This is a genomic window from Agrobacterium sp. CFBP 3001, from assembly GCF_027871605.1.
GTDB lineage: Bacteria > Pseudomonadota > Alphaproteobacteria > Rhizobiales > Rhizobiaceae > Agrobacterium > Agrobacterium leguminum.
In genome coordinates this window covers 48,802-72,506 of the sequence record NZ_JAQAHD010000001.1, presented here as the reverse complement: position 1 = coordinate 72,506, position 23,705 = coordinate 48,802, and the positions used below count along the sequence as shown (strand labels likewise).

20 protein-coding genes are annotated in these 23,705 nt (G+C 59.8%); 8 read left to right on the top strand and 12 right to left on the bottom strand.

What is annotated here, in order from left to right; translation table 11 throughout:
• Positions 1-45: 45 nt before the first annotated feature.
• The 7 genes from PH605_RS00340 to PH605_RS00310 all read right to left on the bottom strand — a co-directional run bounded on the left by PH605_RS00340 (position 46) and on the right by PH605_RS00310 (position 6,257).
• Positions 46-972: an energy transducer TonB family protein gene (locus PH605_RS00340; RefSeq protein WP_142844211.1), complete on the bottom strand. Its 927-nt coding sequence runs from the start codon at positions 970-972 to the stop codon at positions 46-48.
• Complete coding sequence (gene exbD / locus PH605_RS00335; RefSeq protein WP_065654742.1) at positions 969-1,445, bottom strand: TonB system transport protein ExbD; 477 nt, start codon at positions 1,443-1,445, stop codon at positions 969-971. The genes PH605_RS00340 and exbD overlap by 4 nt, the downstream gene beginning before the upstream one ends.
• Positions 1,446-1,451: 6 nt before the next feature.
• Positions 1,452-2,654, bottom strand: a complete 1,203-nt coding sequence (exbB, locus tag PH605_RS00330) for a tonB-system energizer ExbB (protein WP_161987729.1) — start codon at positions 2,652-2,654, stop codon at positions 1,452-1,454.
• Between the two features lie 193 nt (positions 2,655-2,847).
• Positions 2,848-3,585 (bottom strand): histidine utilization repressor, encoded by a 738-nt coding sequence (hutC, locus tag PH605_RS00325; RefSeq protein WP_142844213.1) that lies wholly within the window; start codon positions 3,583-3,585, stop codon positions 2,848-2,850.
• Between the two features lie 34 nt (positions 3,586-3,619).
• Positions 3,620-4,405 (bottom strand): ABC transporter ATP-binding protein, encoded by a 786-nt coding sequence (locus PH605_RS00320; RefSeq protein ID WP_020809178.1) that lies wholly within the window; start codon positions 4,403-4,405, stop codon positions 3,620-3,622.
• Positions 4,405-5,178, bottom strand: a complete 774-nt coding sequence (locus tag PH605_RS00315) for an ABC transporter permease (protein ID WP_059759013.1) — start codon at positions 5,176-5,178, stop codon at positions 4,405-4,407. Before PH605_RS00315 ends, PH605_RS00320 begins: the two co-directional genes overlap by 1 nt.
• A 137-nt stretch (positions 5,179-5,315) precedes the next feature.
• Positions 5,316-6,257 (bottom strand): ABC transporter substrate-binding protein, encoded by a 942-nt coding sequence (locus PH605_RS00310; protein WP_065654746.1) that lies wholly within the window; start codon positions 6,255-6,257, stop codon positions 5,316-5,318.
• 206 nt (positions 6,258-6,463) lie between these two features.
• Here PH605_RS00310 and PH605_RS00305 point away from each other — a divergent pair, with 206 nt between their 5' ends.
• A complete protein-coding gene (locus tag PH605_RS00305; protein ID WP_142844215.1) occupies positions 6,464-7,174 on the top strand; it encodes a YoaK family protein in 711 nt (236 codons plus the stop codon).
• Between the two features lie 12 nt (positions 7,175-7,186).
• Here the strand turns inward: PH605_RS00305 and PH605_RS00300 are convergent, their stop codons facing one another.
• Positions 7,187-7,705, bottom strand: a complete 519-nt coding sequence (locus PH605_RS00300) for a hypothetical protein (RefSeq protein ID WP_142844217.1) — start codon at positions 7,703-7,705, stop codon at positions 7,187-7,189.
• A 78-nt stretch (positions 7,706-7,783) separates the two neighbouring features.
• Here PH605_RS00300 and PH605_RS00295 point away from each other — a divergent pair, with 78 nt between their 5' ends.
• Entirely contained in the window at positions 7,784-8,422 is a 639-nt protein-coding gene (locus tag PH605_RS00295) for a trimeric intracellular cation channel family protein (protein WP_003524379.1), read from the top strand.
• 75 nt (positions 8,423-8,497) lie between these two features.
• Here the strand turns inward: PH605_RS00295 and irrA are convergent, their stop codons facing one another.
• A complete protein-coding gene (irrA, locus tag PH605_RS00290; protein WP_003507276.1) occupies positions 8,498-8,917 on the bottom strand; it encodes an iron response transcriptional regulator IrrA in 420 nt (139 codons plus the stop codon).
• Between the two features lie 316 nt (positions 8,918-9,233).
• On the opposite strand from irrA, the gene fabA reads away from it, so the two are divergent.
• The 5 genes from fabA to PH605_RS00265 all read left to right on the top strand — a co-directional run bounded on the left by fabA (position 9,234) and on the right by PH605_RS00265 (position 13,235).
• A complete protein-coding gene (gene fabA, locus PH605_RS00285) occupies positions 9,234-9,749 on the top strand; it encodes a 3-hydroxyacyl-[acyl-carrier-protein] dehydratase FabA (protein ID WP_003507274.1) in 516 nt (171 codons plus the stop codon).
• 75 nt (positions 9,750-9,824) lie between these two features.
• Complete coding sequence (gene fabB / locus PH605_RS00280) at positions 9,825-11,048, top strand: beta-ketoacyl-ACP synthase I (protein WP_065654750.1); 1,224 nt, start codon at positions 9,825-9,827, stop codon at positions 11,046-11,048.
• Positions 11,049-11,054: 6 nt separating this feature from the next.
• A complete protein-coding gene (gene fabI / locus PH605_RS00275) occupies positions 11,055-11,861 on the top strand; it encodes an enoyl-ACP reductase FabI (protein WP_065654751.1) in 807 nt (268 codons plus the stop codon).
• Positions 11,862-12,048: 187 nt separating this feature from the next.
• Complete coding sequence (locus PH605_RS00270) at positions 12,049-12,645, top strand: TadE/TadG family type IV pilus assembly protein (protein ID WP_003524373.1); 597 nt, start codon at positions 12,049-12,051, stop codon at positions 12,643-12,645.
• Positions 12,642-13,235: a TadE/TadG family type IV pilus assembly protein gene (locus PH605_RS00265; protein ID WP_142844219.1), complete on the top strand. Its 594-nt coding sequence runs from the start codon at positions 12,642-12,644 to the stop codon at positions 13,233-13,235. Before PH605_RS00270 ends, PH605_RS00265 begins: the two co-directional genes overlap by 4 nt.
• A 38-nt stretch (positions 13,236-13,273) precedes the next feature.
• Here PH605_RS00265 and PH605_RS00260 read toward each other — a convergent pair whose 3' ends face one another.
• From PH605_RS00260 to PH605_RS00250, 3 genes are all read right to left on the bottom strand, one after another.
• Complete coding sequence (locus PH605_RS00260; RefSeq protein ID WP_142844221.1) at positions 13,274-15,043, bottom strand: sulfite reductase subunit alpha; 1,770 nt, start codon at positions 15,041-15,043, stop codon at positions 13,274-13,276.
• A complete protein-coding gene (locus PH605_RS00255) occupies positions 15,040-20,541 on the bottom strand; it encodes a glutamate synthase-related protein (protein ID WP_142844223.1) in 5,502 nt (1,833 codons plus the stop codon). Before PH605_RS00255 ends, PH605_RS00260 begins: the two co-directional genes overlap by 4 nt.
• Before the next feature lie 406 nt (positions 20,542-20,947).
• Entirely contained in the window at positions 20,948-22,276 is a 1,329-nt protein-coding gene (locus PH605_RS00250) for an MFS transporter (RefSeq protein WP_065654755.1), read from the bottom strand.
• A gap of 249 nt (positions 22,277-22,525) precedes the next feature.
• Between PH605_RS00250 and cyoA the strand changes: the two genes are divergently transcribed.
• Complete coding sequence (gene cyoA / locus PH605_RS00245; protein ID WP_065654756.1) at positions 22,526-23,656, top strand: ubiquinol oxidase subunit II; 1,131 nt, start codon at positions 22,526-22,528, stop codon at positions 23,654-23,656.
• The last annotated feature ends 49 nt before the right edge of the window (positions 23,657-23,705 follow it).

Genomic DNA, 23,705 nt, shown 5'->3' with positions numbered 1-23,705 from the left:
CCTCTCCAGAGTTGGGATGCCCTTATGCGGTTGGGCTTTTTCACCCTACTTGAAAAGAATCGGCAGGGTAAAACTCGTATTTGCGCCTGGCGGCGGCGGCGAGACGGACGCTCTTTGTATGACGGCCAGAAGCTTCTGATCCATCGCCGAGTCACCGGTGGATGAAATAATCCTCGCACCGCCGACGGAACCACCGCTGTCTATCTTGAATGAAACCGTAATGGTCATCCCCGATTTTCCAGCCGAACGCACCAGTCGCCGCTGCATCGCCGAGCGCACTTTCGCACCCCAATCGGCATTTGACATGGACGAGGACGAGAAGGAGCCGGCATTGCTGCGCGATGCCGCCGTCCGGTCGGACTGCTGGGCTTCAGCCTTCGCCGTTTCGCGCAGTTCCGATGCCTGCTGCGGTTTGGGACGCTGGCGCTCGACCTTCTTTTTCTCTTCCGGCTCTTTCTTTTCCACCTTCTTTTCGACGGGCGGCGGCGGAGGACGCATGACGGGCAGAGGGACCTCGATATTTTCGAGTTCCGCCATCATCTGCTCCTGAACGGGATCGACCGGCTCCACGGGTTCGGGAATTTCCTGCGGTTCGACGATCTCCTCGACCGGCGGTTCAGGCGGCTGCACAGGCTCTGGCGGCGGCGGCGTTTCCGCAACCGGCTCCGGTGGCGGCGGCTCTTCCGGGGCGGCTTCCTCCACCGGTTCGCTGCTGTCGCTCTTCACCTCTTCTGCGTCCTCAACATCTTGCGCGGGCGTCGTTTCTTCGGTCTTTACGGCCTCCGGTATCGCCGCCATTTCGATCATGATCGCAGCAGGAGGCGGCCCGCCGGCTTCCTGCTCTTCGGGCTCCTGCATCAGATAATAGGCAAAACCAGCGTGAACGCCCAGCATGAGCAGCGCCGCGACGGACCACAGCGTTACTTCCCCGAGACGGGAATGCCGGGCCTGCGGGTAGCCGTTTTCAGTCATGGCGTGGTTCCCGGCGCTGCGGGTTGGCCAACGGCGGCCGGCTGCGATGCGGCAGCCGCGTTTTCCAGTCCTACGAGGGCGATCTTCAGATAACCGGCATCTCTCAGCAGGTTCATGATTTCCATGAAGTGGCCGTAATCGACCGCCTTGTCGGCCCGCAGGAAGATGCGCGTATCCTTCTTGCCGCCCGTCTGCCGGTCGATGGCGGCCGCCAGTGCTTCGCGGGCAACCGCATCATTGCCGAGATTGAGCGAGAGATCGTCCTTGACCGTCAGATAAAGCGGCTCCTCCGGGCGTTCCGCCGGCTTTGCGGTGGATGCCGGCAGATCGACATTCACATCGACGGTGGCGAGCGGTGCCGCCACCATGAAGATGATGAGCAGAACCAGCATCACGTCGATGAAGGGCGTGACATTGATCTCGTGGTTTTCGGAGAGATCGTCTCCGCTATTTTCGCGAATACCGCCAGCCATGGCCGATCACCGTCCTACCAGCGATACCGCGGGCTTGCTGGTGCTGCCCGGCGGAATACGGCGGAAATCGAGATCGCGGCTGACGAGGCGTTCCACACCGGCTGCGGCATCCGCCAGCAGATGGCGGTACCCGGTGATGGAGCGGGCGAAGACGTTGTAGATCACCACGGCCGGAATGGCGGCGACAAGGCCGATGGCGGTGGCGAGCAGCGCTTCGGCGATGCCCGGCGCGACGACGGCAAGATTGGTCGTCTGCGATTCCGAAATGCTGATGAAGGAGTTCATGATGCCCCAGACGGTGCCGAACAGACCGACGAAGGGAGCGGTGGAACCGATGGTCGCCAAAACGCCCGTTCCGCGTGACATGCGGCGACCCGCATGGGTTTCGATACGCGAAAGCGCCGACGAGACACGCTCCTTGATACCGCCGCCATCCGTATGTTCGACCACCGCATCGGAAAGCTGCATTTCGTGGGTTGCCATGCGCAGCATCAGTGCTGCCGGCCCGCCCTTCTTTTCGACGGCCTCGGTGGCCTCCGTCAGGGTTTTTGCCCTGCGAATGACCTTGAGCGTCGAGCCGGCGCGCACCCGCGCACCTGCAAGCTCGATAGACTTCGCGACCCAGACCGTCCACGTAACCAGAGATGCGAAGGCAAGACCGATCATGACACCCTTCACGACCCAGTCGGCCGCCATGAACATGCCCCAGGGAGAAAGGTTGTGCGGGATATCCGCACGATGTTCGGCGCTCGCGGGCTCGGTGCTGACAGGCTCTATCGGGGTCGCGGCTTCATTCGGCGCGGTCGTCTGGCCCGTCTGTGCGGGCTGCTCGGTCTGCGTCGGCTGCGGTGCCGGTGCGGTATTCGTCGCGGGCTGAGCCGGTGCAGGCTGGGCCGGTGCGGGCTGAGTTGACTGAGGCTGCGAGGGTGCGGTGGCGGCCGGCTGTTCCGGTGCAGTCGCGGAAGGCTGGACGGGCGCGGCGGCCGGAGCGCCCGGCGTTGCAGGAGCCGCCGGCTGTGCTGGCTGAATCGCTTCCGTTTGCGGTGCCGGCTGTATCTGGGTTTCCGGTGCCGTCTGAGCGAAAACCGCGCCGGCACTCAAGCCAGCACTCAGGCCGGCCAGCAAGGTGACAGTCATGGCAAGGGAGAGATGCCTTGTCGTGTTTGCCTTGTTGAAGGATGCGGAAGAAGTTGAGGTCTCAGCTGACATAATTTTTATCCCGGATTTCCGTCGATGAACTCATCCGCAGATTGACCGGTTCCTGAAAACCGGGGTCATGAACGGATACCGTCGTGAAAGCTTGACGTTCCGATAATAAACCTGAGTTCTTTTGACAACTATTATATTGTCAAAAGACCACCCGTAAACTCTTCTTTACAAAAAATTGACCGATCGACGGCCTTCAGCCGTTTTGCGAGGGCGAAAACTGCGCAATGAGAGCATGCCGGTCACCGGGATAGGTGACACGGACACGGGTGATATAATCCGCCCCATGCCAGGTCCGCCGATCGATGACCAGACAGGCAGCGCCAGAAGCAATGCCGAGCGCGGCTGCATTTTTACGGTCGGCGGAAACGGCGCTGATACGATGTTCGGCCGCACTCCAGGGCACCATTTTCAGCAGCCATGTCCCCGGCCCGATCTGTGAAAAATCCGCGGCTTCCGCCTCCGGAACGGCGGTGACATTGACGATGCGCTCTTCAAGGCAAAAGGGAACGCCGCCGGCAAAGTGCGTGCAGGTGAGTTCCAGGACCGGGGCGTCGGCGGCAAGCGCCATGGCCGCGCCGTCTTCTTCCCCCGCAGGGCGCAGCCGTCGTTTGTCGAGACGGTAACCGTAGACCAGACCCAGCGCCTGCACCTCCCGCTCGATATCGTGGATTTCCAGAACGGCGGATTGCGCATGGGGCTGACGAACGAAGGTGCCGAGACGGCGGCGTCTTTCGATGAGTCCGCGCTGCACCAGTTCGCTGAGAGCCTTGTTCACCGTCATGCGTGAGCAGGCATATTGCCGGGTCATTTCGTGTTCGAAGGGAATACGATAACCCGGCGGCCATTCGCCCGACATGATGTGGCGCTCGACATCATTGCGGATGCGCTCGTGCAGCGATTTTTCCTGAAGATCGGCGCCTGTGCTCCTCATCCCGATGCTTTTATCCTCCCCTTTGCCGGATCAACTATCCATGGGCAGCGGCGGCAATCGCCTCGCTGCGGATTTCCTCCGTAAGCTTGGCGCGCAGCTCAGAAAATTCCGGGCTGGCCTTGACGGTGTAGTGACGCGGATGCGGCAGGTCGACCGGCGTGATCGACTTGATGCGACCCGGCCTTGCGGACATAGTCACCACACGCGACGCCATGAAAACTGCCTCTTCGATATCGTGGGTGACGAAAATGACCGTCTTCTGCTCCCGCTCCCAGATACCGAGCAGCAATTCCTGCATCAGCCCGCGCGTCTGGTTGTCGAGAGCGCCGAAAGGCTCGTCGAGCAGCAGGATTTTCGGGCCGTTCGCCAGGGCGCGGGCGATGGCCGTTCTCTGCTGCATGCCGCCGGAGAGCTGTTTCGGCCAATGGTTCTCGAAGCCGCGCAGGCCGACCTTGTCGATATAGCTATCGACAATCTCCCATTTTTCCTTCTCGGCAACGCCGCGTTCGCGCAGGCCGAAGGCGACGTTTTCGCGGATCGTCAGCCAGGGAAACAGCGTATAGGACTGGAACACCATGCCGCGATCCGCCCCCGGCCCCGTCACCGCCCTACCGGACAGCAGCACTTCGCCCGTCGTCGGGCGGTCGAGACCGGCGATGATGCGCAGCAAGGTCGATTTTCCGCATCCCGACGGGCCGAGGATGGTGACGAAATCATTGCGGGGGATTTCCAGATCGGTGGGCTGGAGGGCCAGCGTCGGCTGCCCGCCCTGCACACCCGGAAAAGTGCGACTGACGCCCTTGATAACGAGTTCGCTCATCAGGCAAGCCTCCAGGCGAAAAGCTTCCGGTTCAGCGATTTGAACGCGAAGTCCGAAATAAGTCCGATAATGCCGATGACGATGATGCCGAAGATGATCTGCCCGGTCGCCATCAGCGCCTGGCTGTTGATAATCATATAGCCGATACCCGAGGAGGCGCCGATCAGTTCCGCGACTATGACATAGGTCCAGGCCCAGCCGAGAACGAGACGGAGGATTTCCGCAATATCGGGCGCATTGGCGGGAATGAGAACACGGCGAACAACGCCCCTGTCCTTCGCACCAAGCGTATAGGCGGCCTCCACCAGATCCCGTCTTGTGCCGGCGACAGCCACGGCCACCATCAGGATGATCTGGAACACCGCGCCGATGAAGATCACCAGCAGCTTCTGCATCTCGCCGATGCCGGCCCAGAGAATGAGGAGCGGCACGAAGGCGGAAGCAGGCAGATAGCGCGCGAAGGAGACGAAGGGCTCCAGCAGCGCCTCGATGGGCTTATAGGCCCCCATGGCGATGCCGACCGGCACGGCAATGAGCGATGCCAGCACGAAACCGCCCACCACGCGCCAGATCGTCATGCCGATATCGCTGGCAAAACCCTGATCGGTCAGCAGATAGATGCCGTCCTTCAGCATGGTGATGGGGTCGGCCAGAAAGGTCGGCGATACGAAACCGCCCAGCGTGGCAAAGCCCCAGGCGGAAAAAAACAGCACGAAGAACAGGATGCCGAGAGCAATTCTCGTGCTGTTCCTTATGGGTTGAAGAGGTTGCATCTGTCGCCTGTCCGGAAAACCGGCGCGGCACCTTCGCCGCGCCATCGGAGCGCCGTGCGCGTCTCGTGACGCACAATCGACGCACTCACCTGTCTTGGCTGCAATATTCCCTGCAGGGAACGCGGCCGCCTTTTCTGTTACTTAATGAAGGACGTATCCGCGAGGGTCGAAAGATCGGGTTTCGACTTTATCACGCCGATTTCCAGCAGCAGGTCCGCCGATTTTTCCGAGAATGTCTTGAATTCACCCTCGAAAAACTTCTGGTTGGCGGCCTTGTCCTGCCATTCGAGGAACTTTGCCGAAGCGGCAAAGGCCTCGCCGGTCTGCTTCACATCCGCGCCCATCGTCGCATAGGACTTTTCGGGATCGGCCTTGATGAGCTCGAGCGCCTGGAAATAGCTGTCCGCCAGTGCTTTCGCCGCCTGCGGATTGGCCTTCAGGAAATCCGGGGTGCAACCGAACGTATCCATGACGGCGGGATAATCCAGCGTCGTGGCGAGGATTTTGCCCTTATCGGGGGCGGCGCGGACAGTGGACAGATAGGGCTCATAGGTCATGGCCGCATCATTTTGACCGGCAACGAATGCCTGCGCGGCCGGTCCCGGCTCGAGGTTGACGACCTTGACATCCTTCAGGGTAAGGCCGTTTTCCTTGAGTATCCAGGCAAGGAAGAAATAAGGGGAGGTGCCCGGCGCGGAGGCGGCAACCGTCTTGCCTTTCAGGTCCGCGACCTTGGCAACATCACTGCGCACCGCAATGCCATCCGCGCCATGCGACTTGTCCATCTGGAAAATCTGGGTGGATTTCACGCCATTGGCATTCCACGCGATCCATGTTTCCACCGTGGTGGCGGCGCACTGGATGTCACCGGAAGCAAGGGCCAGATGGCGGCTCGCCTGCGGGATTTTCTTGATATCGACTTTCAGACCGTTCTTTTCGAAAATGCCGGCCTGTTTGGCGAGCGTCAACGGTGCAAAACCGGTCCAGCCGGACATGCCAATCGTCACCGACGTCTCGGCATAGGCGGAAGCGGATGAAAAGAGCGCGGCGACTGTGGCGAGTACCCATGTTTTCTTCATGATCTGAACCCCTTTTGATTTATTTTTGTGCGATGTTGTTTATCGCTTTATTTGAGGCATCGTAGGCAGGGATTTTGTATTTGTCTAGACAAAATAGAAGTTTCCGAAGGCCTCCAGAAAGATTGCAAATACACCATCCGGCATTCTAGACATAGGATAACACGGCCCGGCGCACAGGCCCGCCGTTTTTCCATGTCGAGCTTTCCATGACCAGACAAAGACGTCGCAATATCATCAGGGCAAGGCGAACCGGAACCGGAATTGCGCTGGTTGCCGCCATTTCCTTCATCGCGGGCATGACGGATGCGGTGGGCCTGCATATTTCAGGCGACTTCGTGTCCTTCATGACCGGCAACACCACGCGCGCCGCAGTCTCGATAGAGGCTGGCCTCTATTCCCACGCCGCGAAACTGCTTTTCGCAATCATTGCCTTCGTGGCGGGCAATGCCGGCGGCATCGTGGTCGCGCATAAGTTCGACCGGCGCATCTTCGCCGTTCTGATGGCGGTGGGATTGCTGGTAACAATTGCCGCGCTGCTCGGCGGCGAGACTTCCGCTCTTGCGCAATTTTATCTCGTCGTTTTCGCCATGGGCATGGTCAACGCCGCCGTTGAGCATATTGAGGGACTGCCAATCGGGCTTACCTATGTGACCGGCGCGCTTTCCCGTTTCGGCCGCGGCATCGGTCGTTTTCTTCTCGGCGAACGGAGCCTCGACTGGGGCATTCAGATCGTGCCATGGCTTGGAATGATATGCGGCGCAATCTGCGGCGCTGTTCTCGCCGCCACCCTGCAATCGAATGCCCTCTGGGTGGTTGCGGCCACGGTTTTCGCCGTCGCCATCGCCACCTTCATCATTCCGCGCTCACTTCGCCAGCGCTACAATCAAAGGGTCAAAATCCGGCGGTTTACGCCCTGAAAATCGTCGCCGTCACTTTCGCGAGATGGTGACGAATTTCGTGCCGCGCACCCGCACCGTCATCAGGCAGGGTTCCTTGTCGGTACGCTCGCAATAACGCGGATGCATCTTCAGCACGAAAACCATGTTGCCGAAGCGCTTGATGAAATCATAGTCGTAAATCCGGGCCGTCGCGATCATCAGATAACCGCCCTCTTTCACCTGGACATAGAAATTATAAGGGCATCCCTCGTCGTCGCAGCTGCGGCCCTTTTCGCCCTCACAATCGAGAACACCGTGATTGACGACGGCGTCCATTAGCCCGTCATTGTTGATATCCAGCCGCGTGACGAAATCGTCGCCGAAGGCCGCCACCTTGCACTCGTTGCGGAAATGGTCCTTCTCGTAGATCTCGGGGTCGTTCACCAGCTGCTGCTGCGCCGAGAGCGCCACCGGAAACATCAAGAGAACCAGCGCCTGAAGAGCGGCAACGAGAGCGATTCGCACGGCATTTTCCTTTGCATCCGTTTCGGTTATGGATGTTGCGATCATCCGGGCGACCAGCCTAGAGTTTAGTGCTTGCGCGACACTGACGTGTTCGCAGCCCGTGTTTCCGGGGGGAACCTTTTCATGACGCTTCTGGGTTTTCTCGACTATGCCGGGGTCGCCATCTTTGCCGCAACGGGCGCGCTCGCCGCCTCGCGCAAGCAGCTCGACCTGATCGGCTTCCTGTTTTTCGCCGCCGCAACCGGCATCGGCGGCGGCACGGTGCGCGATCTGGTGCTTGGCAGGACGCCGGTATTCTGGGTGGTGAACCCGACCTATATCCTCGTCTGCGTCTCGGTCGCGGTGCTGCTGTTCTTCACCGCGCATCTTTTCGAATCCCGTTACCGCGTACTGATCTGGCTCGATGCACTCGGCCTTTCCGCTTATTGCGTCATGGGAGCAGCCAAGGGGCTTGCCGCCAGCGGCTCCGCAACCGTCGCCATCGTCACCGGCGTTCTGACGGCGACGTTCGGTGGTGTGTTGCGCGATATTCTCGCCGGCGAACCGTCCGTGCTGCTGCGGCCGGAAATCTACATCACCTGTGCGCTCCTGGGCTCCTCCACATTCATTGTCGTCTATTTCCTCGGCGCACCGCTTTATGCCGCATCAGCCGCAGGCGTCCTGACGGCCTTCGCCGTCCGGTCCGGTGCGCTGATCTTCGGCTGGACTTTTCCGCCCTACAAGGCAAAGCCCGGCAGGCGGCCGGAAGATGTCATGAAGTGACAAATAGAAATGACCGCCGAAAACAGAGATGGCGCCCGTGGGCGCCATTTTCACATCCGCTATCGGACTGAAGCCTTATCCGCGCTTGCGGCGAAGGCGGATGACCACGTCCACATGGGCGATTTCCATGCCCTCGGGCGCTTCCGGCAAATTGTCGATCTGGAGGTTATTGACGGGAATATCCAGAACCTCGTTCTCGCCCTCCACGAAGAAGTGGTGGTGATCCGAGACGTTGGTGTCGAAATAGGTGCGGGCGCCTTCCACGGCGAGAACACGGATGAGGCCGGCTTCGGTGAACTGGTGCAGCGTATTGTAGACGGTGGCGAGAGAAACGGGCACGCCGGCGGTGACCGCCTCATCGTGCAGTTCCTCGACCGTCAGATGGCGATCGCCCTTTGCGAAAAGCAGATCGCCCAAAGCCACACGCTGTCGCGTGGGGCGCAGCCCCGAGCGCCGCAACCTTGTTCCGATATCCAATGTGGCGTCAAATGCCATGCAATCCCATTCCAAACAGAGGTATGAAACTTACCAATTGCATTAGCATATATCTTTTGCGGCGAGTGCTTTCAATAGTTTCGGCGTGGCTTAGGCGCGGCAAATGGCGGCAAACCGGCCATTCCTGCAATTTTCCTCTGGTTCCAGCCGTACGGTTCCTGTATGCGGACGGCATATTGAGGTAATGACTTCTGCGAAGAAGGTTCGAAGACAAAGAATGGGGGCGGAGCGGCTTCGCCCTTGCAGCGCTTCATTTTGAACCTAACTTGCTCTAGTGAAGTCGATCAACACCAGTAACTGGGGAAGTGAAAGCGGTATGGCAACGAGGCAATCAAGTTACAATTACGAGGAGATCCTGTCCTGCGGTCGCGGCGAATTGTTCGGCCCGGGAAATGCACAGCTCCCATTGCCCCCCATGCTCATGGTCCATCGCATTACCGAAATTTCCGAAACCGGCGGCGCCTTCGACAAGGGTTTCATCCGCGCCGAATACGATGTCAGCCCGGACGACTGGTATTTCCCCTGCCACTTCCAGGGCAACCCGATCATGCCGGGGTGCCTCGGCCTTGACGGCATGTGGCAGCTGACCGGTTTCTTCCTCGGCTGGCTGGGCGAAGAAGGTCGCGGCATGGCGCTTTCCACCGGCGAAGTGAAGTTCAAGGGCATGGTTCGCCCTCACACGAAGCTCCTTCAATATGGTATTGATTTCAAGCGCGTGATGCGCGGCCGTCTGGTGCTCGGAACCGCCGACGGCTGGCTCAAGGCGGACGGCGAAACCATTTATCAGGCGACGGATCTGCGCGTAGGCCTGTCGAAGGAAAAGGCTGCCTGAGGCAGACGGAATAGTCCTGACAAACGCCGGGCGGCTTCGGTCGTCCAGCCGAAATCTTAAGAAAAGGTCCCTTTCATGAGACGAGTTGTTGTCACCGGCCTCGGTATTGTTTCTTCCATCGGCGGTGATGCCGCTGAAGTCACCGCATCGCTGCGCAATGCCAAATCCGGCATTTCATTTTCGCCGGATTTTGCCGAACACGGTTTCAAATGCCAGGTCTGGGGCAAGCCGTCTCTCGACCCGACCGATCTGGTCGACCGCCGCGCCATGCGCTTCCTGTCGCAGGGCGGCGCGTGGAACCATGTCGCCATGAAGCAGGCCATCGCCGATTCCGGTCTCGAAGAGAGCGACATCAGCGGCAATGAGCGCACTGGCATCATCATGGGTTCGGGCGGACCTTCCACCCGCACCATCGTCGAGGCGGCCGATATTACGCTGAAGAACAACAGCCCTAAGCGCATCGGCCCCTTTGCCGTGCCGAAGGCCATGTCATCCACCGCCTCTGCGACGCTTGCTACCTGGTTCAAGATCCATGGCGTCAACTACTCCATCTCGTCGGCCTGCTCCACCTCGGCGCATTGCATCGGCAACGCTGCCGAAATGATCCAGTGGGGCAAGCAGGACGTGATGTTTGCGGGCGGCCATGAGGATCTCGACTGGTCCATGTCCAACCTCTTCGACGCCATGGGCGCCATGTCGTCCAAATATAACGAGACACCGAGCGCCGCCTCGCGCGCCTATGACGTCAACCGCGACGGTTTCGTGATTGCCGGCGGTGCGGGCGTGCTGGTTCTCGAAGAGCTGGAACATGCCAAGGCGCGCGGTGCGAAGATTTACGCCGAGATCGTCGGTTACGGCGCGACCTCCGACGGTTACGACATGGTGGCGCCTTCAGGCGAAGGCGCGATCCGCTGCATGCGGCAGGCGCTTTCCACCGTGAAGGGTGACATTGACTACATCAATACCCACGGCACATCGACGCCGGTTGGCGACAGCAAGGAAATCGGCGCGATCCGGGAAGTCTTCGGCGACAAGATTCCGCATATCCAGTCGACCAAGTCGCTCACCGGCCATTCGCTGGGTGCGGCCGGCGTGCAGGAATCGATCTACGGCCTGTTGATGATGCAGGAACGCTTCATCGGCGAAAGCGCGCATATTTCCGAGCTCGATCCCGAATTTGCGGGCGTTCCGATCGTTCGCAGCCGCATCGACAACGCCAAGATCGACACCATCCTTTCCAACTCCTTCGGCTTCGGCGGCACCAACGCCACGCTCGTCTTCCAGCGTCATAACGGATAATTGCCCATGAACGGCATCATGCAGGGTAAACGCGGCCTCATCATGGGCGTCGCAAACAATCATTCCATCGCCTGGGGTATCTCCAAGGCGCTTGCGGCACAGGGAGCGGAACTGGCCTTCACCTATCAGGGTGAAGCGCTCGGCAAGCGTGTGAAACCGCTCGCCGCCGAGCTCGGATCCGATTTCATCGTACCATGCGATGTCGAGGATATCGCCTCGGTCGACGCCCTGTTTGCGACGATCCGCGAAAAATGGGGTTCGCTGGATTTCGTCGTGCACGCCATCGGCTTTTCCGACAAGAACGAGTTGAAAGGTCTCTACGCCGACACGACGCGCGAGAATTTCAGCCGCACCATGGTCATTTCCTGTTTCTCCTTCACGGAAATCGCCAAGCGCGCCGCCGAGTTGATGACCAATGGCGGCTCCATGCTGACGCTGACCTACAATGGTTCGCAGCGCGTCATCCCGAACTACAATGTCATGGGCGTCGCCAAGGCGGCTCTCGAGGCGTCCGTGCGTTATCTCGCCGCCGATTACGGCCCGCGCGATATTCGCGTCAACGCCATCTCGGCCGGTCCGGTCCGCACGCTGGCGGGCGCCGGCATCTCGGATGCGCGGGCGATCTACGCATGGAACCAGAAAAACGCACCGCTTCGGCGGACCGCGGATATCGACGATATCGGCGGATCGGCGCTTTACCTGCTGTCCAATCTGTCGCGCGGCGTAACCGGCGAATGCCATTATGTGGACTGTGGTTATAACATCACTTCCACACCCACGCTGGAGGTTCTCTCCAAAGCGGATGCGGAATAAGCGCCCGTTTCAGCGTCAACAAAAGCCCGGCCATGTGCCGGGCTTTTATATTTTGGGACGTATCAATTTCGGAAATCACTAAAGTATAATTCGTTGGAGTAACTGAATTTAAACATCGGGTGGTTATGGTCCGCAACAAATTCAACGGTTGCGCTTGCCGCATATTCTTAGAGATCGATATCGCCTCATGCGACTGGCCAGACTGAAGCCATTGCTGGAAAAATTCGGAGTCTCGCGCGACGGGACAGCAGCTATAGAATTCGCGATACTCGCGATCCCCTATTTCCTCGTCGTCTTTGCGATCATCGAGACCTTCATCGCCCTGATGGCGGAACAGGTCGTCGCCAATGCCACCGAAAACATGGCGCGGCGTCTGCGCACCGGGCAGATCAGCAGCTCGATTTCGAAAGAGGATTTCCGCAAGAGCTTCTGCAATGAAGTCTCGGTGATGATCACCTGCTCAGCGGATGAAATCCAAAAAGAACAGAAGCTCTATATCGATCTTCGCTCCTTTACCGCCTTCAAGGATATTCCGACCACGATACCGCTGAAGGCCTATGGCGAATATTACGATCTCGACACCGCCCAATTCGGCTTCAAGCCGGGCGGGCCGGAAACCATCAACATGTTGCGTGTCTATTATCGCTGGCGTGTGGTTGCCGATATCATCCGACCATACCTGACGAAAATACGTCCGGCCGACGGATCGATGCCCTCACATTTCCTCATCGTCGCGACAAATGCGTTCATGAACGAGAAATACATCACAGGCGGGGGCTCATGATGGCAGGGCTGGTGTCCGTTGCGGCAAACGGCAAACGACATCTGCTGGCGCTCGTTTCACGCTTTGCCAAAGATCGCCGTGGCGTGGGTGCGGTGGAGTTCGCGATCCTCTTTCCGATATTGCTTGCGCTTTATCTGACCTCGTTCGAATTGACGATCGGATACAACACCTACAAGCGGGCAAGCACCGCTGCAGCCTCCATCAACGATCTGATATCGAAAACAGGTTCCGTCGATAAAACCTATCTCGCGGGCATGCAGGACGTCGCAGCCGCCGTGTTTGCGCCCTACAGCACCAAGGGTCTGCAGCTGAAGATCAGCGGCATCAAGATCGACGCGCAAAAACAGGCGAAAATCACCTGGTCCTGGGATGAGAAAAATCTGAGACCCTATGCGGTGGGGTCACCGGTCGCCGTTCCGACGCGCCTGCTCGTGGAAAACAGCTTTCTCATCCACGTCGAACTTTCCATCCCGCATGAATTGCTGATGTTCATGCCCGATCTTGCCTCGTCCGGGGTGAAGTCGATCACCATCGGCCGGGAGTATTTCTTTAAGCAACGCGACGCCGAGACCGTCTGCACCAATTGCTGAGCAATCGGTGCGCCAGAACGGTCTCGTCATGGCAATAGTTAGTAGACGTCGCGCAGATAACGTTTTTCGCGTTTCAGCCTGTTCACATACTCGCTCGCCGCCTCAGCGGAGATGCCGGCCTCCTCGCTGACGATGCCGTGCAGGGCATCATCGACGTCCTTCGCCATGCGGGTCGCGTCGCCGCAGACGTAGAAATAACCGCCCTCTTCAAGCCATTGATAGAGCGCCTTGCCGTTCTGCCGCATGCGGGTCTGGACATAGATCTTCTCCGCCTGATCCCGCGAGAAAGCAAGGTCGAGGCGGGTGAGCACACCATCGCGGCTCATGTCGCCAAGCTCGTTTTCATAGATGAAATCCGACTGCCGGTGCTGGTCGCCGAAAAACAGCCAGTTTTTGCCGTTTGCGCCTCGGGCTTGCCGTTCCTGCAAAAAAGCCCGGAAGGGCGCGATGCCCGTACCCGGTCCCACCATGATCATAGGCGCGTCATTGTCCTGCGGCACACGAAACGCCTTATTCGGCGAGACGAAAATCCCGGCACTCTGCCCGGCCTCCACGCGGTCGGCGAGATAGGTGGAGCACACGCCCCCACGCTCACGGCCCTCAGCGCGATAACGCACGCTGGCGATGGTCAGATGCACGGTATTTTTTGCGACGAGCGGGCTGGAAGAAATGGAATAGGCGCGATGTTGCAGCGGCTTCAGGAATGTCACAAATTCAGCAACATCGAATAGCGGCTTTCCGCCAAGATTGATGAGGTCGAGAATATCCTTGCTCCAGAGAAAGGCGGCCAGTTGCTCCCTGTCTCCGTTTGCGAGAATGTGGATGAGTTCGTCATGCCCCGCCCGCTTGCCGATTTCGGCGACGAGTTCGCGCGAAGGCGTCGATATCTCGAACATGTTGAGAAGCGCATCGCCGACCGGCCGGTCCAGCCCGGCGATTTGGCTTTCCGCAGCCGCCCCGAAGTGTTCCAGCAGCGCGCCGACCAGTTTCGGATCGTTCAGGGGCACGACACCAAGAGCGTCACCCGCCTCATAGTCCAGGCCGCTTTCGCCGAGATCGAATTCATAGTGGCGAATTTCCTTGGATGAGCCGGGACCGGACAGGCGGCGATTGACGCTTACCTCAGCCGAATAGGGATTTTTGCGGCCCCAGCCCTGTTTTGCCCGCACGGGCGGCTCGGCGATGTCGGGCACGGTGACAGATGCCGCATTGCCGCCATCGACAGCAAGCGCGAGCGGCAGGGTCTCGCCGATCCATGCGGCGGCGGCATCTTCGAAGTCGATATCGCAATCGATACGCGTCTTCATACGCTTGCCGCCGAGTTGTTCGAACCGCGTATCGATAAGCTTGCCCGCCTGGCAGAAGCCGTCATAACCGGTATCGCCGAGCGCGAGCACGGCAAAATTCATCTCGTCCAGACGCGGCGCGCTGCCCGCAGCGAGCGCTTCCCAGAAAAGCTGGGCATTATCAGGCATTTCACCTTCGCCATAGGTCGAGGTGACGACGATGACCCGCTTCATGGTGCCGAGACTGTCCATCGAGACATCATCGAGTGCCGTCACCACCGGCTGCATGCCCTGCGCGCGGGCGGCGGCGGCAATATCCATCGCCAGCGCCTCGGCATTGCCGGTCTGGGTGCCGAAAAGAATATTCAGCACACTGGCCGCCGCCCTGGGAGCAGCGGCGGCAACCGATGTCTCCAGGCCGATGGCGGCGCGGGAATGGAGCCCCGCCAGAAAACCGGAAAGCCATGCGCGCTGATCACCGTTAAAGGGCGCGTCTTCGGGAATATAAGGTATCTTCATCATGCTGCCCTGTGGCTGGATGCGGTGGCGAGGTCGGGAATGGCGCGGGCTGCGAAAAGCTCCTCGAAGCCCGGCAGACGGCCGATCTTCTCGATGTTTTTTCGGTTCTGCTGAATGATCCAGCCATAGGTGCCGGGGCTGTCCACCGACCAGATGTTCCTGCGCGCCAGCGCCTGCTTGTAATCGTCGAGGCGCTTGGCGGCGATCATCACCGCAAGCTGTTCATCGCTATGGTCCGAAAGCGCCTCGCGGGCATATTTCAGCAACCGCTGCATCAGCGCATAGTCTTCCGTGAGGATGAGATTGCGCACGGCTTTTTCAATTGCCGGGTCGGAAGGACCCGACGCCATCGGCAGCCGCTGCATGGCGATGGCCTGCGCCATGCTCAACACGGTATAATTGTTGAGCAGCGCATACATTTCCTCGGTATCCGTCTCGCCATAACCCGGCACCGTTCCGTTCAGGACGGCCTTGCGGTCACGATAAGCGAGCTTGAACTTGCGCAGTTGATGAGCGGCAAGCGCGGATGCCAGTTCCTCCAGCAATTCCTTGCGGGGCTTCGCCTTCAGAATTTCATCGCTATCCTGATAAAGCAGCAGGGCGCGTGGCATGCCATAGACGAAATTATGCTGTTCACTTTCCCAGTTTTCCAGAAGCCATGCCGCCTTGGCCGAGCCGGTCTCTGCGACATGCCAGGTCAGAAGCTGGTGGATGGCCTGATTATGAATGGCGGCCTGTTCATCCTCACCGGTGATCGAGCCGAGCAGGATGGAATCGTGGCTGACTTTCTTCGGCAGGTCGCCATAGGGATCATACTGATAAACGAAACCGCCGCTCATGCCGTTGCCGAAACCCTTACCGAAGCTGCCAAGGTTCAGGACCGCGCCGTTGGTCATGTATTCACAGGCGAAATCACCCACGCCTTCGACGACGGCGGTGGCGCCGGAGTTACGCACCGCGAAACGGTCGCCCGCCTGCCCCTCCACGAAGGTGCGGCCGCCGGTTGCGCCGAACAGCGCGAAATTGCCGACCAGCACATTGCCGCCCGCCTCTTCCGAGCCGCCGCCGGGGGAGCGCACGACGATGGTGCCGCCGCAGGCGCTTTTGCCGACGCCGTCATTGCAGGTACCGGTATGGACCATGACCATGCCGTCATTGCAGAAAGCGCCGAAAGACTGCCCGGCGGAACCGGACGTATCGATGCGCACCGAACCCGCCTCCAGGAACCGGCGACCGCGGCTGTCCCGCTTCACGGCCGGCAACGCATCCGCCTCTTCGTCGGAAAGCTCATGGTTCAGCATGCGTTCGATATCGACGGCGAGCTGACCGCCGACGCTCTTGTTGCAATTATTGAGGAAACGATTGCCGCCAAGCTCGATATTCTCGCGCCGGCTGTCAATCAGAGCCGAGCGCACGAGTTCGATAAACGCATCGTCCAGCGCGAAGTCCTTTTCCATATAGACGGGGCTGTCGATCTTCACCTCTTCGACCACGGCGAGCATTGCCCGGAGGTCAAGCTGGCCGACGCTCGCCGGATGATCGAGGAGGTGAAGAAGATCGGAACGGCCGCGTGCTTCCCGCAGCGAGGCAACCCCAAGCCCGGCCAAAATCTCGCGCGTTTCATGGGCGATGTTCATGAGATATTGCGCCAGCGCGCGGGGATCGCCGTTGAAGGCTTCCTGATTGGTGGTGAGACCGGCCGGGCACTTGATGTTGCAGTTCTTGGCCATGACGCATTTCAGCATCATCAGCGCCGTCGTGCCGAATTCGAAACTGTCGCCGCCGAGGAGTGCCGATTTCACCACGTCGCTTGCCGTCTGGTGCGCGCCGGAGCAGCGCAGCAGCACCTTGGCGCGCAGGCCGGTGGCGCAAAGCGCCTGATGCACCTCGGCAATGCCGATCTCCGCCGCGCGGCCGGTGTATTTGAGGCTGGTGACAGCCGCCGCACCCGTGCCGCCGGTATTGCCTGCGACATTGATGACATCCGCCCCCGCCTTGGCGACGCCGACCGCAATCGTGCCGATGCCTTCCGACGAGACCAGCTTGACGATGACGCGCACGCGCGCCGCCTTGGCGTCATGGATGAGCTGGGCCAGATCCTCGATGGAATAGGTATCGTGATGCGGCGGCGGCGAGACAAGCTCGACGCCCGGCGTGCCGCCACGCGCGGCGGCGATTTCCACCGTCACCTTGGGAGACGGCAACTGCCCGCCCTCGCCTGGCTTTGCGCCCTGACCGATCTTGATCTCTATCTCTTCCAGCATCGGATCGGCAAGATAACCGGCCCAGACGCCGAAGCGGCCGGAAGCGAACTGCTTGATGCGCGAGGCACGGATGGTGCCATAACGGGAAATATGCTCGCCGCCCTCGCCCGAATTCGACATACCGCCGACCATGTTGGTGCCATGGGCAACCGCCTCATGGGCGGCGGCAACCAGCGCGCCGTGGCTCATGGCGCCCGATGCCAAGGTCTTGGTGATCTCGCTCGCCTTCTGTACGGCATCGAGCGGAATGCTTTCCGGTGCAGTGCGGATAAGCGAGAGATAGGCGGATGCTTCACCCTGCGCCTGGACCATGAGCGCGCCACCTTCCAGCCAGTGGCCGGGAATATCCGCACCGAAACGGTCGAGCAACGACTGGCCGAGTGCGGCAAGCCGGGCAAGCTCATGACCGTGCGGGCCGGTCAATTGCAGCCGGAAAGCGCCGTCTCCCGCCTCTTCGCAACGCAATCCGCGCACCATGAAGCTATTATTGCCCTGCCGGGAAAAACGGCCCATTTCCCGACGGAATTCTTCTGCGGAACCGGCGAAGGTCACATCGGCGGGCAATTCCAGAACATCGCGCAGAGCGGCGGGGCGGCGCGCCCTTTCTTCCGTCATCATGCGGGCGAAAGCGCGATAACCGGGCGTTACCTCGAATTTGTCGATGGCATCCGGGGTCAGCCGGTCGAAGCTGTTGTGATAATAGGCCGCATCGTTGAGACCGAAGGCATCTTCCAACCGGTTGAGCGGCAGCAGGCGCAAAGCCTCCTCGTTTTCGGTTCCCCTGTCGAAACCGATCTTTTCTTCCGTCATATCCACGAAACCGCGTACCGCCGTCGTGCCATAGGAATGGCCGGCGCCTTCCGCACGCTCCTTGAAGAGACCGAGCAGCGGAATGTCGTTTTCGCCCTTCACGGACAGCGCCTTGCGGTGCCAGTCCGCCACCGCCTGCGCGATGACGGCGAAGTTGACGCCGCCAACCGGGGTCTTCACATTCGGGAAATAGCGCTTCAGTACCGCATCGTCGGTATCGAGGAAGTTCGGCTCGAAGAACTCGCCGCCGATATAGCTTTCCGCCGTACACAGGCCGACCTTGCCCATGGTCTTCATCAGCGACTTTTCCGCCGCCTTGGCAAAACGCTTGAATGCCTTGTCGGCATCGGCTCCGAATTTCTCCTCGGCGCGGAACTGCACGCCAAGCGGATAGACGGCAGAAGCGCCGAAGCCGAGGCCAGCTGCTATGTGATGCGAGGAAGAAAACTGGCCACTTTCCACGATCAGGGAAATGCGCAGCCGTAGACCTTCCTCGATCAGCCGCTGATTGATGGCGGAGACGACCATGATCATCGGCAAGGCCGCACGGCCTGCCGAGACATGCCGGTCGGTAATGACGGCGATGCCGCCTTCCTCAGCTGCGAAAGCCACAACCTCATCGCAGAGATCATCGATTGCCTGCCGCAGCGCGGTTTCGTTGGCTTCAGCAACATCGAAGACCGGCGAATAAAGCATTTCAAAACGTCGAAGGGGCGTCTCCGACTGCTCGCGGATGCGCAGCATATCGAGATGGGTCAGGATCGGAGAGCGCACGACGATCTGGCGGGCCTTCTTCGCACCGCTGTTCGGCTTCGCACCGAGGGCGACACGCAACGTCATACCGTCGGCCTCACGAATACTGTCGAGCGGAGGATTGGTGACCTGCGCGAAGCGCTGTGAGAAATACTTCGCAACCCCGCCTTCCTGATCGGACAGCGCATTGATGGCATTCCCGTAACCCATCGCCGAAATCTTTTCCGCGCCTGAGGCCAGCATCGGGTCCATCAGGAACTTGAAGCTTTCCTGATTATGCGAATAGGCGACATAACGCTGGTGGCGCTCCAGATCGCCATTGTAACGCAGCGGCGAGCCCTGCTTTTCCGCCGGCACTTCCGGCAGATCTTCCAGCATGACACGGGCTTCGCGCAACAGGGATGAATATTCGCGGCGTGAGGCGAGAAGCTCCAGCGCCTCGACGGTGGAAAAGGCGCGGCGTTCTGCATGGTCGTAATAAAGCATGCCGCCCGCCTCGATGCGGCCGCGGCGGATGACGCTTTCCGCCGGAAAGGCGATCTGCCCGGCCTCCGACATGACGCAGAGATAATCTTCCGTCTCGACGGTGCGCAGCGGGCGCAGGCCGAGGCGATCGAGCCGCGCGCCGATTATGGTGCCGTCGCCGAAGATCAGCGCGGCCGGGCCGTCATTCTTCTCCTCATAGAGCGAGAAATATTCCAGCATCGCCTTCACACCCGGTGACAGGGTATCGTCATTTTCCCAGGCTGGCGGCATCATCGAGACCACGGCGGTGACGAGGTCGAGACCGTCTTCCATCACCCGTGCCTGCAGGGTCTGATCCAGACGGCAGCTGTCCGACTGGCCTTTCGGCCGGATGATGCTGGCATTCTTTGCCAGCGCCACGGCCGCTTCCGACAGCCGGTTCTTCTTGTCGGTGTTGAGCTCGCCATTATGCGCCATCAGACGGAAGGGCTGCGCCATGGAAGGATGCGGATCGGTATTGGTGGAGAACCGCGTGTGGAAATACATCGTATGCACTTCATGGCGCGGATCTGTGAGATCGCAGAAATAGGGCATGACCTCATGGGAGTTCAGGCGGCCCTTCAGAACCTGCGTGCGGGCGCTGAGCGACAGCGGATAAAAGCCGGCGAGTTCCGGCACGGTATAGGCCAGCGCCTCGATGGCCAGCAGCGCCTTGTGGATGCGCCAGTCGAATTCGGCGAGGGTTGCGCATTCGGCCGGAGCCGAAAAGACCCATTGGCGGATTGGCAACTGGTAAGGGATGGCGGCAGGACGGATGGCCGCATCATTCACCGGCACATCGCGAACGAGCAGGATTAAAAAGCCCTGCTCTTTGAGGGCGTTTGCGATGATACCGACAGCCTCGCCGTGGAAAGCCGGATTTTGCGGCAGGAAAAAATTGCCGACGCCGAACCGGCCGGCCTGCAAGCCGTCCTCACCGGTCAATTCCCGAAAGAAAGAGAGCGACAAATCCAGCGATACGCCCGCGCCATCCCCGACACCTTCCGCCGACATGCCGCCGCGATGCGGCACGGCACAGAGAGCCTCGTGGCCGCGCTTCAGCACATCATGCGTCTGCACGCCGTCCTTGCGGGTGATGAAACCGACACCACAGCTGCTTTTTTCAAAAGCCGCATCGTAAAGGCCGAATTTTTGCTCCGTCACACTCAAGGCACTCTCCTCTCGTTGCGCATTTCGCGCGGCATCGCCCTCTTTCCCGAAACCCGGCGCGTCAGCCGGCACTCTGCGGGCGGAGCCGCAGGCGACCTGGCTGCTCCTCATTCTTCTGCTTAGCGGCGTTTAATGGCGCGAACGGTCGTTTTGCGGCCGTCAAACGGCTTGGCGGCGATGGCCGCTTTTGCGCAAATAATGATCGTCGTCGTTCGCATCGCGTTCCCTGAAGGCCGGCTTTCCGGCAGTGAGATACACTGAATTACGTCAGTATTGCTTACATAATATTTCATGATCGACCAAGTCAAGATTAAAATCGACCCGGCGCAATAAAAAAACAAAAACGCCGCGAAATCCGACAGGATTCCGCGGCGCGATGGCTGCAGAGATTTTTAAATTGCCCGGATCACTCCGAAGGCATGTCCAGCGTGCGGCTGAACCAGAGGGCAATCAGCGTGCAGAGCGCACCCGACATCAGGTAAATGCCGACCGCGAAAAGGCCGAATTTGGACGAAAATCCGAGCGCGACGAGCGGTGCGAAGCCAGCACCGATCAGCCAGGAAATATCCGAGGTGAGCGACGCGCCGGTATAGCGGTACTCACGGCTGAAGCGGGAAGCAAGCGCGCCGCCTGCCTGACCGAAGGACAGGCCAAGCAGAGAAAAGCCGATCAGCACAAAGAGATAACGGCCAATATCACCGGAACCAAGAAGAACCGGTGCAACCAGACTGAAAAGGCCGATCAGCACCGCCGCGATGGCCAGAAGCTTCCGCCGGCCGATCCTGTCGGCCAGAATACCGGAGACCACGATCATCCCGCCGGCGATGATGGCGCTGACGAATTGCACGAACAGGAAGTCCGAGACACGCTGGCTGGTGTTGAGCGAAACCCAACTCAGCGGGAAGACGGTGACCAGATGGAAGAGCGCAAAGCTTGCCAGCGGCACGAACGCTCCCGTGAGGACCACCGGAAACTGCGAGCGCAGCATCTTGAACATGGGGCGCGGTTCCAGCTCGTGCTGTTCCAGCATGGCCTGAAATTCCGGCGTCACGATCATGCGCAAGCGGGCGAAGAGCGCGAGAACATTCAGCGCCAGCGCCACGAAGAAGGGGAAACGCCAGCCCCAGGCGAGGAATTCCGCATTGGAAAGCTGTGTGACGAAGACGATGAAAAAGGCGCTGGCGAGACCGAAGCCCATGGCCGCACCGATCTGCGGCATCATGGCGTACCAGCCGCGCTGTTTCTGCGGCGCATTCATGGCGAGCAGCGACACCAGACCGTCCCATGCGCCGCCGAGCCCAAGGCCCTGGCCGATGCGGAACACCGCCAGAAGACAGGGGGCAAGCATGCCCGCTTCCGCATAGGACGGAAGAAAGCTGATCGCCATGGTGGAACCACAGAGCGTGAAGAGAGCGGCCATCAGCTTCACGGCGCGCCCGAATTTGCGGTCGATCTGGAGGAAGATCAGCGAGCCGATAGGCCTTGCGATAAAGGCCAGTGAGAAAACCGCGAAGGAATAGAGCGTCGCCGTCAGCGGGTCGACGAAAGAAAAGAAGACGTGGGGGAAAACGAGCGCGGAGGCGATGGCATAGATGAAAAAGTCAAAGAATTCCGTCATTCTCGCAAGAATGACCGCAATCGTGATGCGATCCGGATCGACCTTGACGGGACCGACCCCATTTCCGTTCGCCTCCGGCGCCTGCCCAAAGGATGGAGCAGCATTCGTATAACTCATAATATCCCTCCTGCGTCATGGACGAACCATTTCCTGTAACGCGCCGGCTCCTCTTCCGTTGCGTTACGATGCGGCGGATTGTCACACGCACCCTACGTAACGTCAATTGAAGTTTGGCAATAAAGGGTTGCCCAGTCAGCTGACCATGCGATAATGCACGCGCTCCGTCCTTAAACGCAGCTCTGCCCGAGACATGGTGCATCGCGAAGGTTTCGCTGCACCGCGACAATATACCTCATTTGAAAAATGATGTTCGGCAATTATTCGCGTCATAATCCAAACTGTACGAGTTCAAAGAACGTGCGCACGATCAAAAAAATCCTATCCGCCCTTCTGGCAATCCCGGCTCTGCTGCTGCTCAGCGGCTGTAACCTCGTGGTGATGAACCCTTCGGGCGACGTCGCCATCCAGCAGCGCGATCTTATCATCACGTCCACGGTCTTGATGCTGCTGATCATCGTCCCCGTCATCGTCCTGACGATTTTCTTCGCATGGAAATATCGGGAATCGGCAAAGGCCGAGGATTACGATCCCGAATGGCACCACTCCACGCGCCTTGAAATGGTGATCTGGTCGGCTCCGGTCGCCATCATCCTGATGCTCGGCACGGTGACCTGGATTTCCACTCACCGTCTCGACCCCTATCGTCCGCTGGAGCGTATCGACGAGAACCGTCAGGTGACCGCCGATGTCAAACCGATCACGGTGGAAGTGGTGGCCATGGACTGGAAGTGGCTGTTCTTCTATCCCGAACTCGGCATTGGCAGCGTCAATGAATTCGCCGCTCCGGTCGATGTTCCGATCAATTTCAAGATCACCGGCACGACGGCAATGAACTCCTTCTTCGTGCCCGCGCTCGCCGGCCAGATCTACGCCATGGGCGGCATGCAGACCAAGCTGCACGCGGTCATCAACAAGGAAGGCGTTTATGACGGCTTCTCGGCCAACTTCTCCGGCCCCGGCTTCTCCCACATGCGCTTCAAGTTCCATGGCCTGAGCCAGCAGGGCTTCGACCAGTGGGTTGCCAAGGCGAAAGAGGGCGGCAAGGGCTTCGGCCGTCAGGAATATCTGGAATTCGCCAAGCCTTCCGAACGCGAGCCGGTACAATATTTCGCTTCGGTCGATCCCGAACTCTACAGCGCCATTCTCAACCGCTGCGTCGAGCCCAACAAGCTCTGCATGCGCGACATGATGCATATCGACGCCAATGGCGGCGGCGGCAAGGAAGGCATCGATATCGCCAAGGCGCTGAATTCCGTCGTCTGCACGCCGCTTGCGCCCTTTGGCGTCGCCAGCGGTCCCCAATCCACTCCGGCTGCGCTCGAAGGACAGACTTTCGAGCCTGCGGCGCTGCCGGAAACGAAACAAGTCGCTGGCTGACGGATACGTCCCGGCATTATGCGGCGCGGCCAATGGCTGCGCCGATCTT

Coding starts and splice junctions, on each gene's coding strand:
- PH605_RS00340 (WP_142844211.1), bottom strand. CDS start 972: ATGACTGAAAACGGCTACCCGCAGGCCCGGCATTCCCGTCTCGGGGAA.
- exbD (WP_065654742.1), bottom strand. CDS start 1,445: ATGGCTGGCGGTATTCGCGAAAATAGCGGAGACGATCTCTCCGAAAAC.
- exbB (WP_161987729.1), bottom strand. CDS start 2,654: ATGTCAGCTGAGACCTCAACTTCTTCCGCATCCTTCAACAAGGCAAAC.
- hutC (WP_142844213.1), bottom strand. CDS start 3,585: ATGAGGAGCACAGGCGCCGATCTTCAGGAAAAATCGCTGCACGAGCGC.
- PH605_RS00320 (WP_020809178.1), bottom strand. CDS start 4,405: ATGAGCGAACTCGTTATCAAGGGCGTCAGTCGCACTTTTCCGGGTGTG.
- PH605_RS00315 (WP_059759013.1), bottom strand. CDS start 5,178: ATGCAACCTCTTCAACCCATAAGGAACAGCACGAGAATTGCTCTCGGC.
- PH605_RS00310 (WP_065654746.1), bottom strand. CDS start 6,257: ATGAAGAAAACATGGGTACTCGCCACAGTCGCCGCGCTCTTTTCATCC.
- PH605_RS00305 (WP_142844215.1), top strand. CDS start 6,464: ATGACCAGACAAAGACGTCGCAATATCATCAGGGCAAGGCGAACCGGA.
- PH605_RS00300 (WP_142844217.1), bottom strand. CDS start 7,705: ATGATCGCAACATCCATAACCGAAACGGATGCAAAGGAAAATGCCGTG.
- PH605_RS00295 (WP_003524379.1), top strand. CDS start 7,784: ATGACGCTTCTGGGTTTTCTCGACTATGCCGGGGTCGCCATCTTTGCC.
- irrA (WP_003507276.1), bottom strand. CDS start 8,917: ATGGCATTTGACGCCACATTGGATATCGGAACAAGGTTGCGGCGCTCG.
- fabA (WP_003507274.1), top strand. CDS start 9,234: ATGGCAACGAGGCAATCAAGTTACAATTACGAGGAGATCCTGTCCTGC.
- fabB (WP_065654750.1), top strand. CDS start 9,825: ATGAGACGAGTTGTTGTCACCGGCCTCGGTATTGTTTCTTCCATCGGC.
- fabI (WP_065654751.1), top strand. CDS start 11,055: ATGAACGGCATCATGCAGGGTAAACGCGGCCTCATCATGGGCGTCGCA.
- PH605_RS00270 (WP_003524373.1), top strand. CDS start 12,049: ATGCGACTGGCCAGACTGAAGCCATTGCTGGAAAAATTCGGAGTCTCG.
- PH605_RS00265 (WP_142844219.1), top strand. CDS start 12,642: ATGATGGCAGGGCTGGTGTCCGTTGCGGCAAACGGCAAACGACATCTG.
- PH605_RS00260 (WP_142844221.1), bottom strand. CDS start 15,043: ATGATGAAGATACCTTATATTCCCGAAGACGCGCCCTTTAACGGTGAT.
- PH605_RS00250 (WP_065654755.1), bottom strand. CDS start 22,276: ATGAGTTATACGAATGCTGCTCCATCCTTTGGGCAGGCGCCGGAGGCG.
- cyoA (WP_065654756.1), top strand. CDS start 22,526: ATGTTCGGCAATTATTCGCGTCATAATCCAAACTGTACGAGTTCAAAG.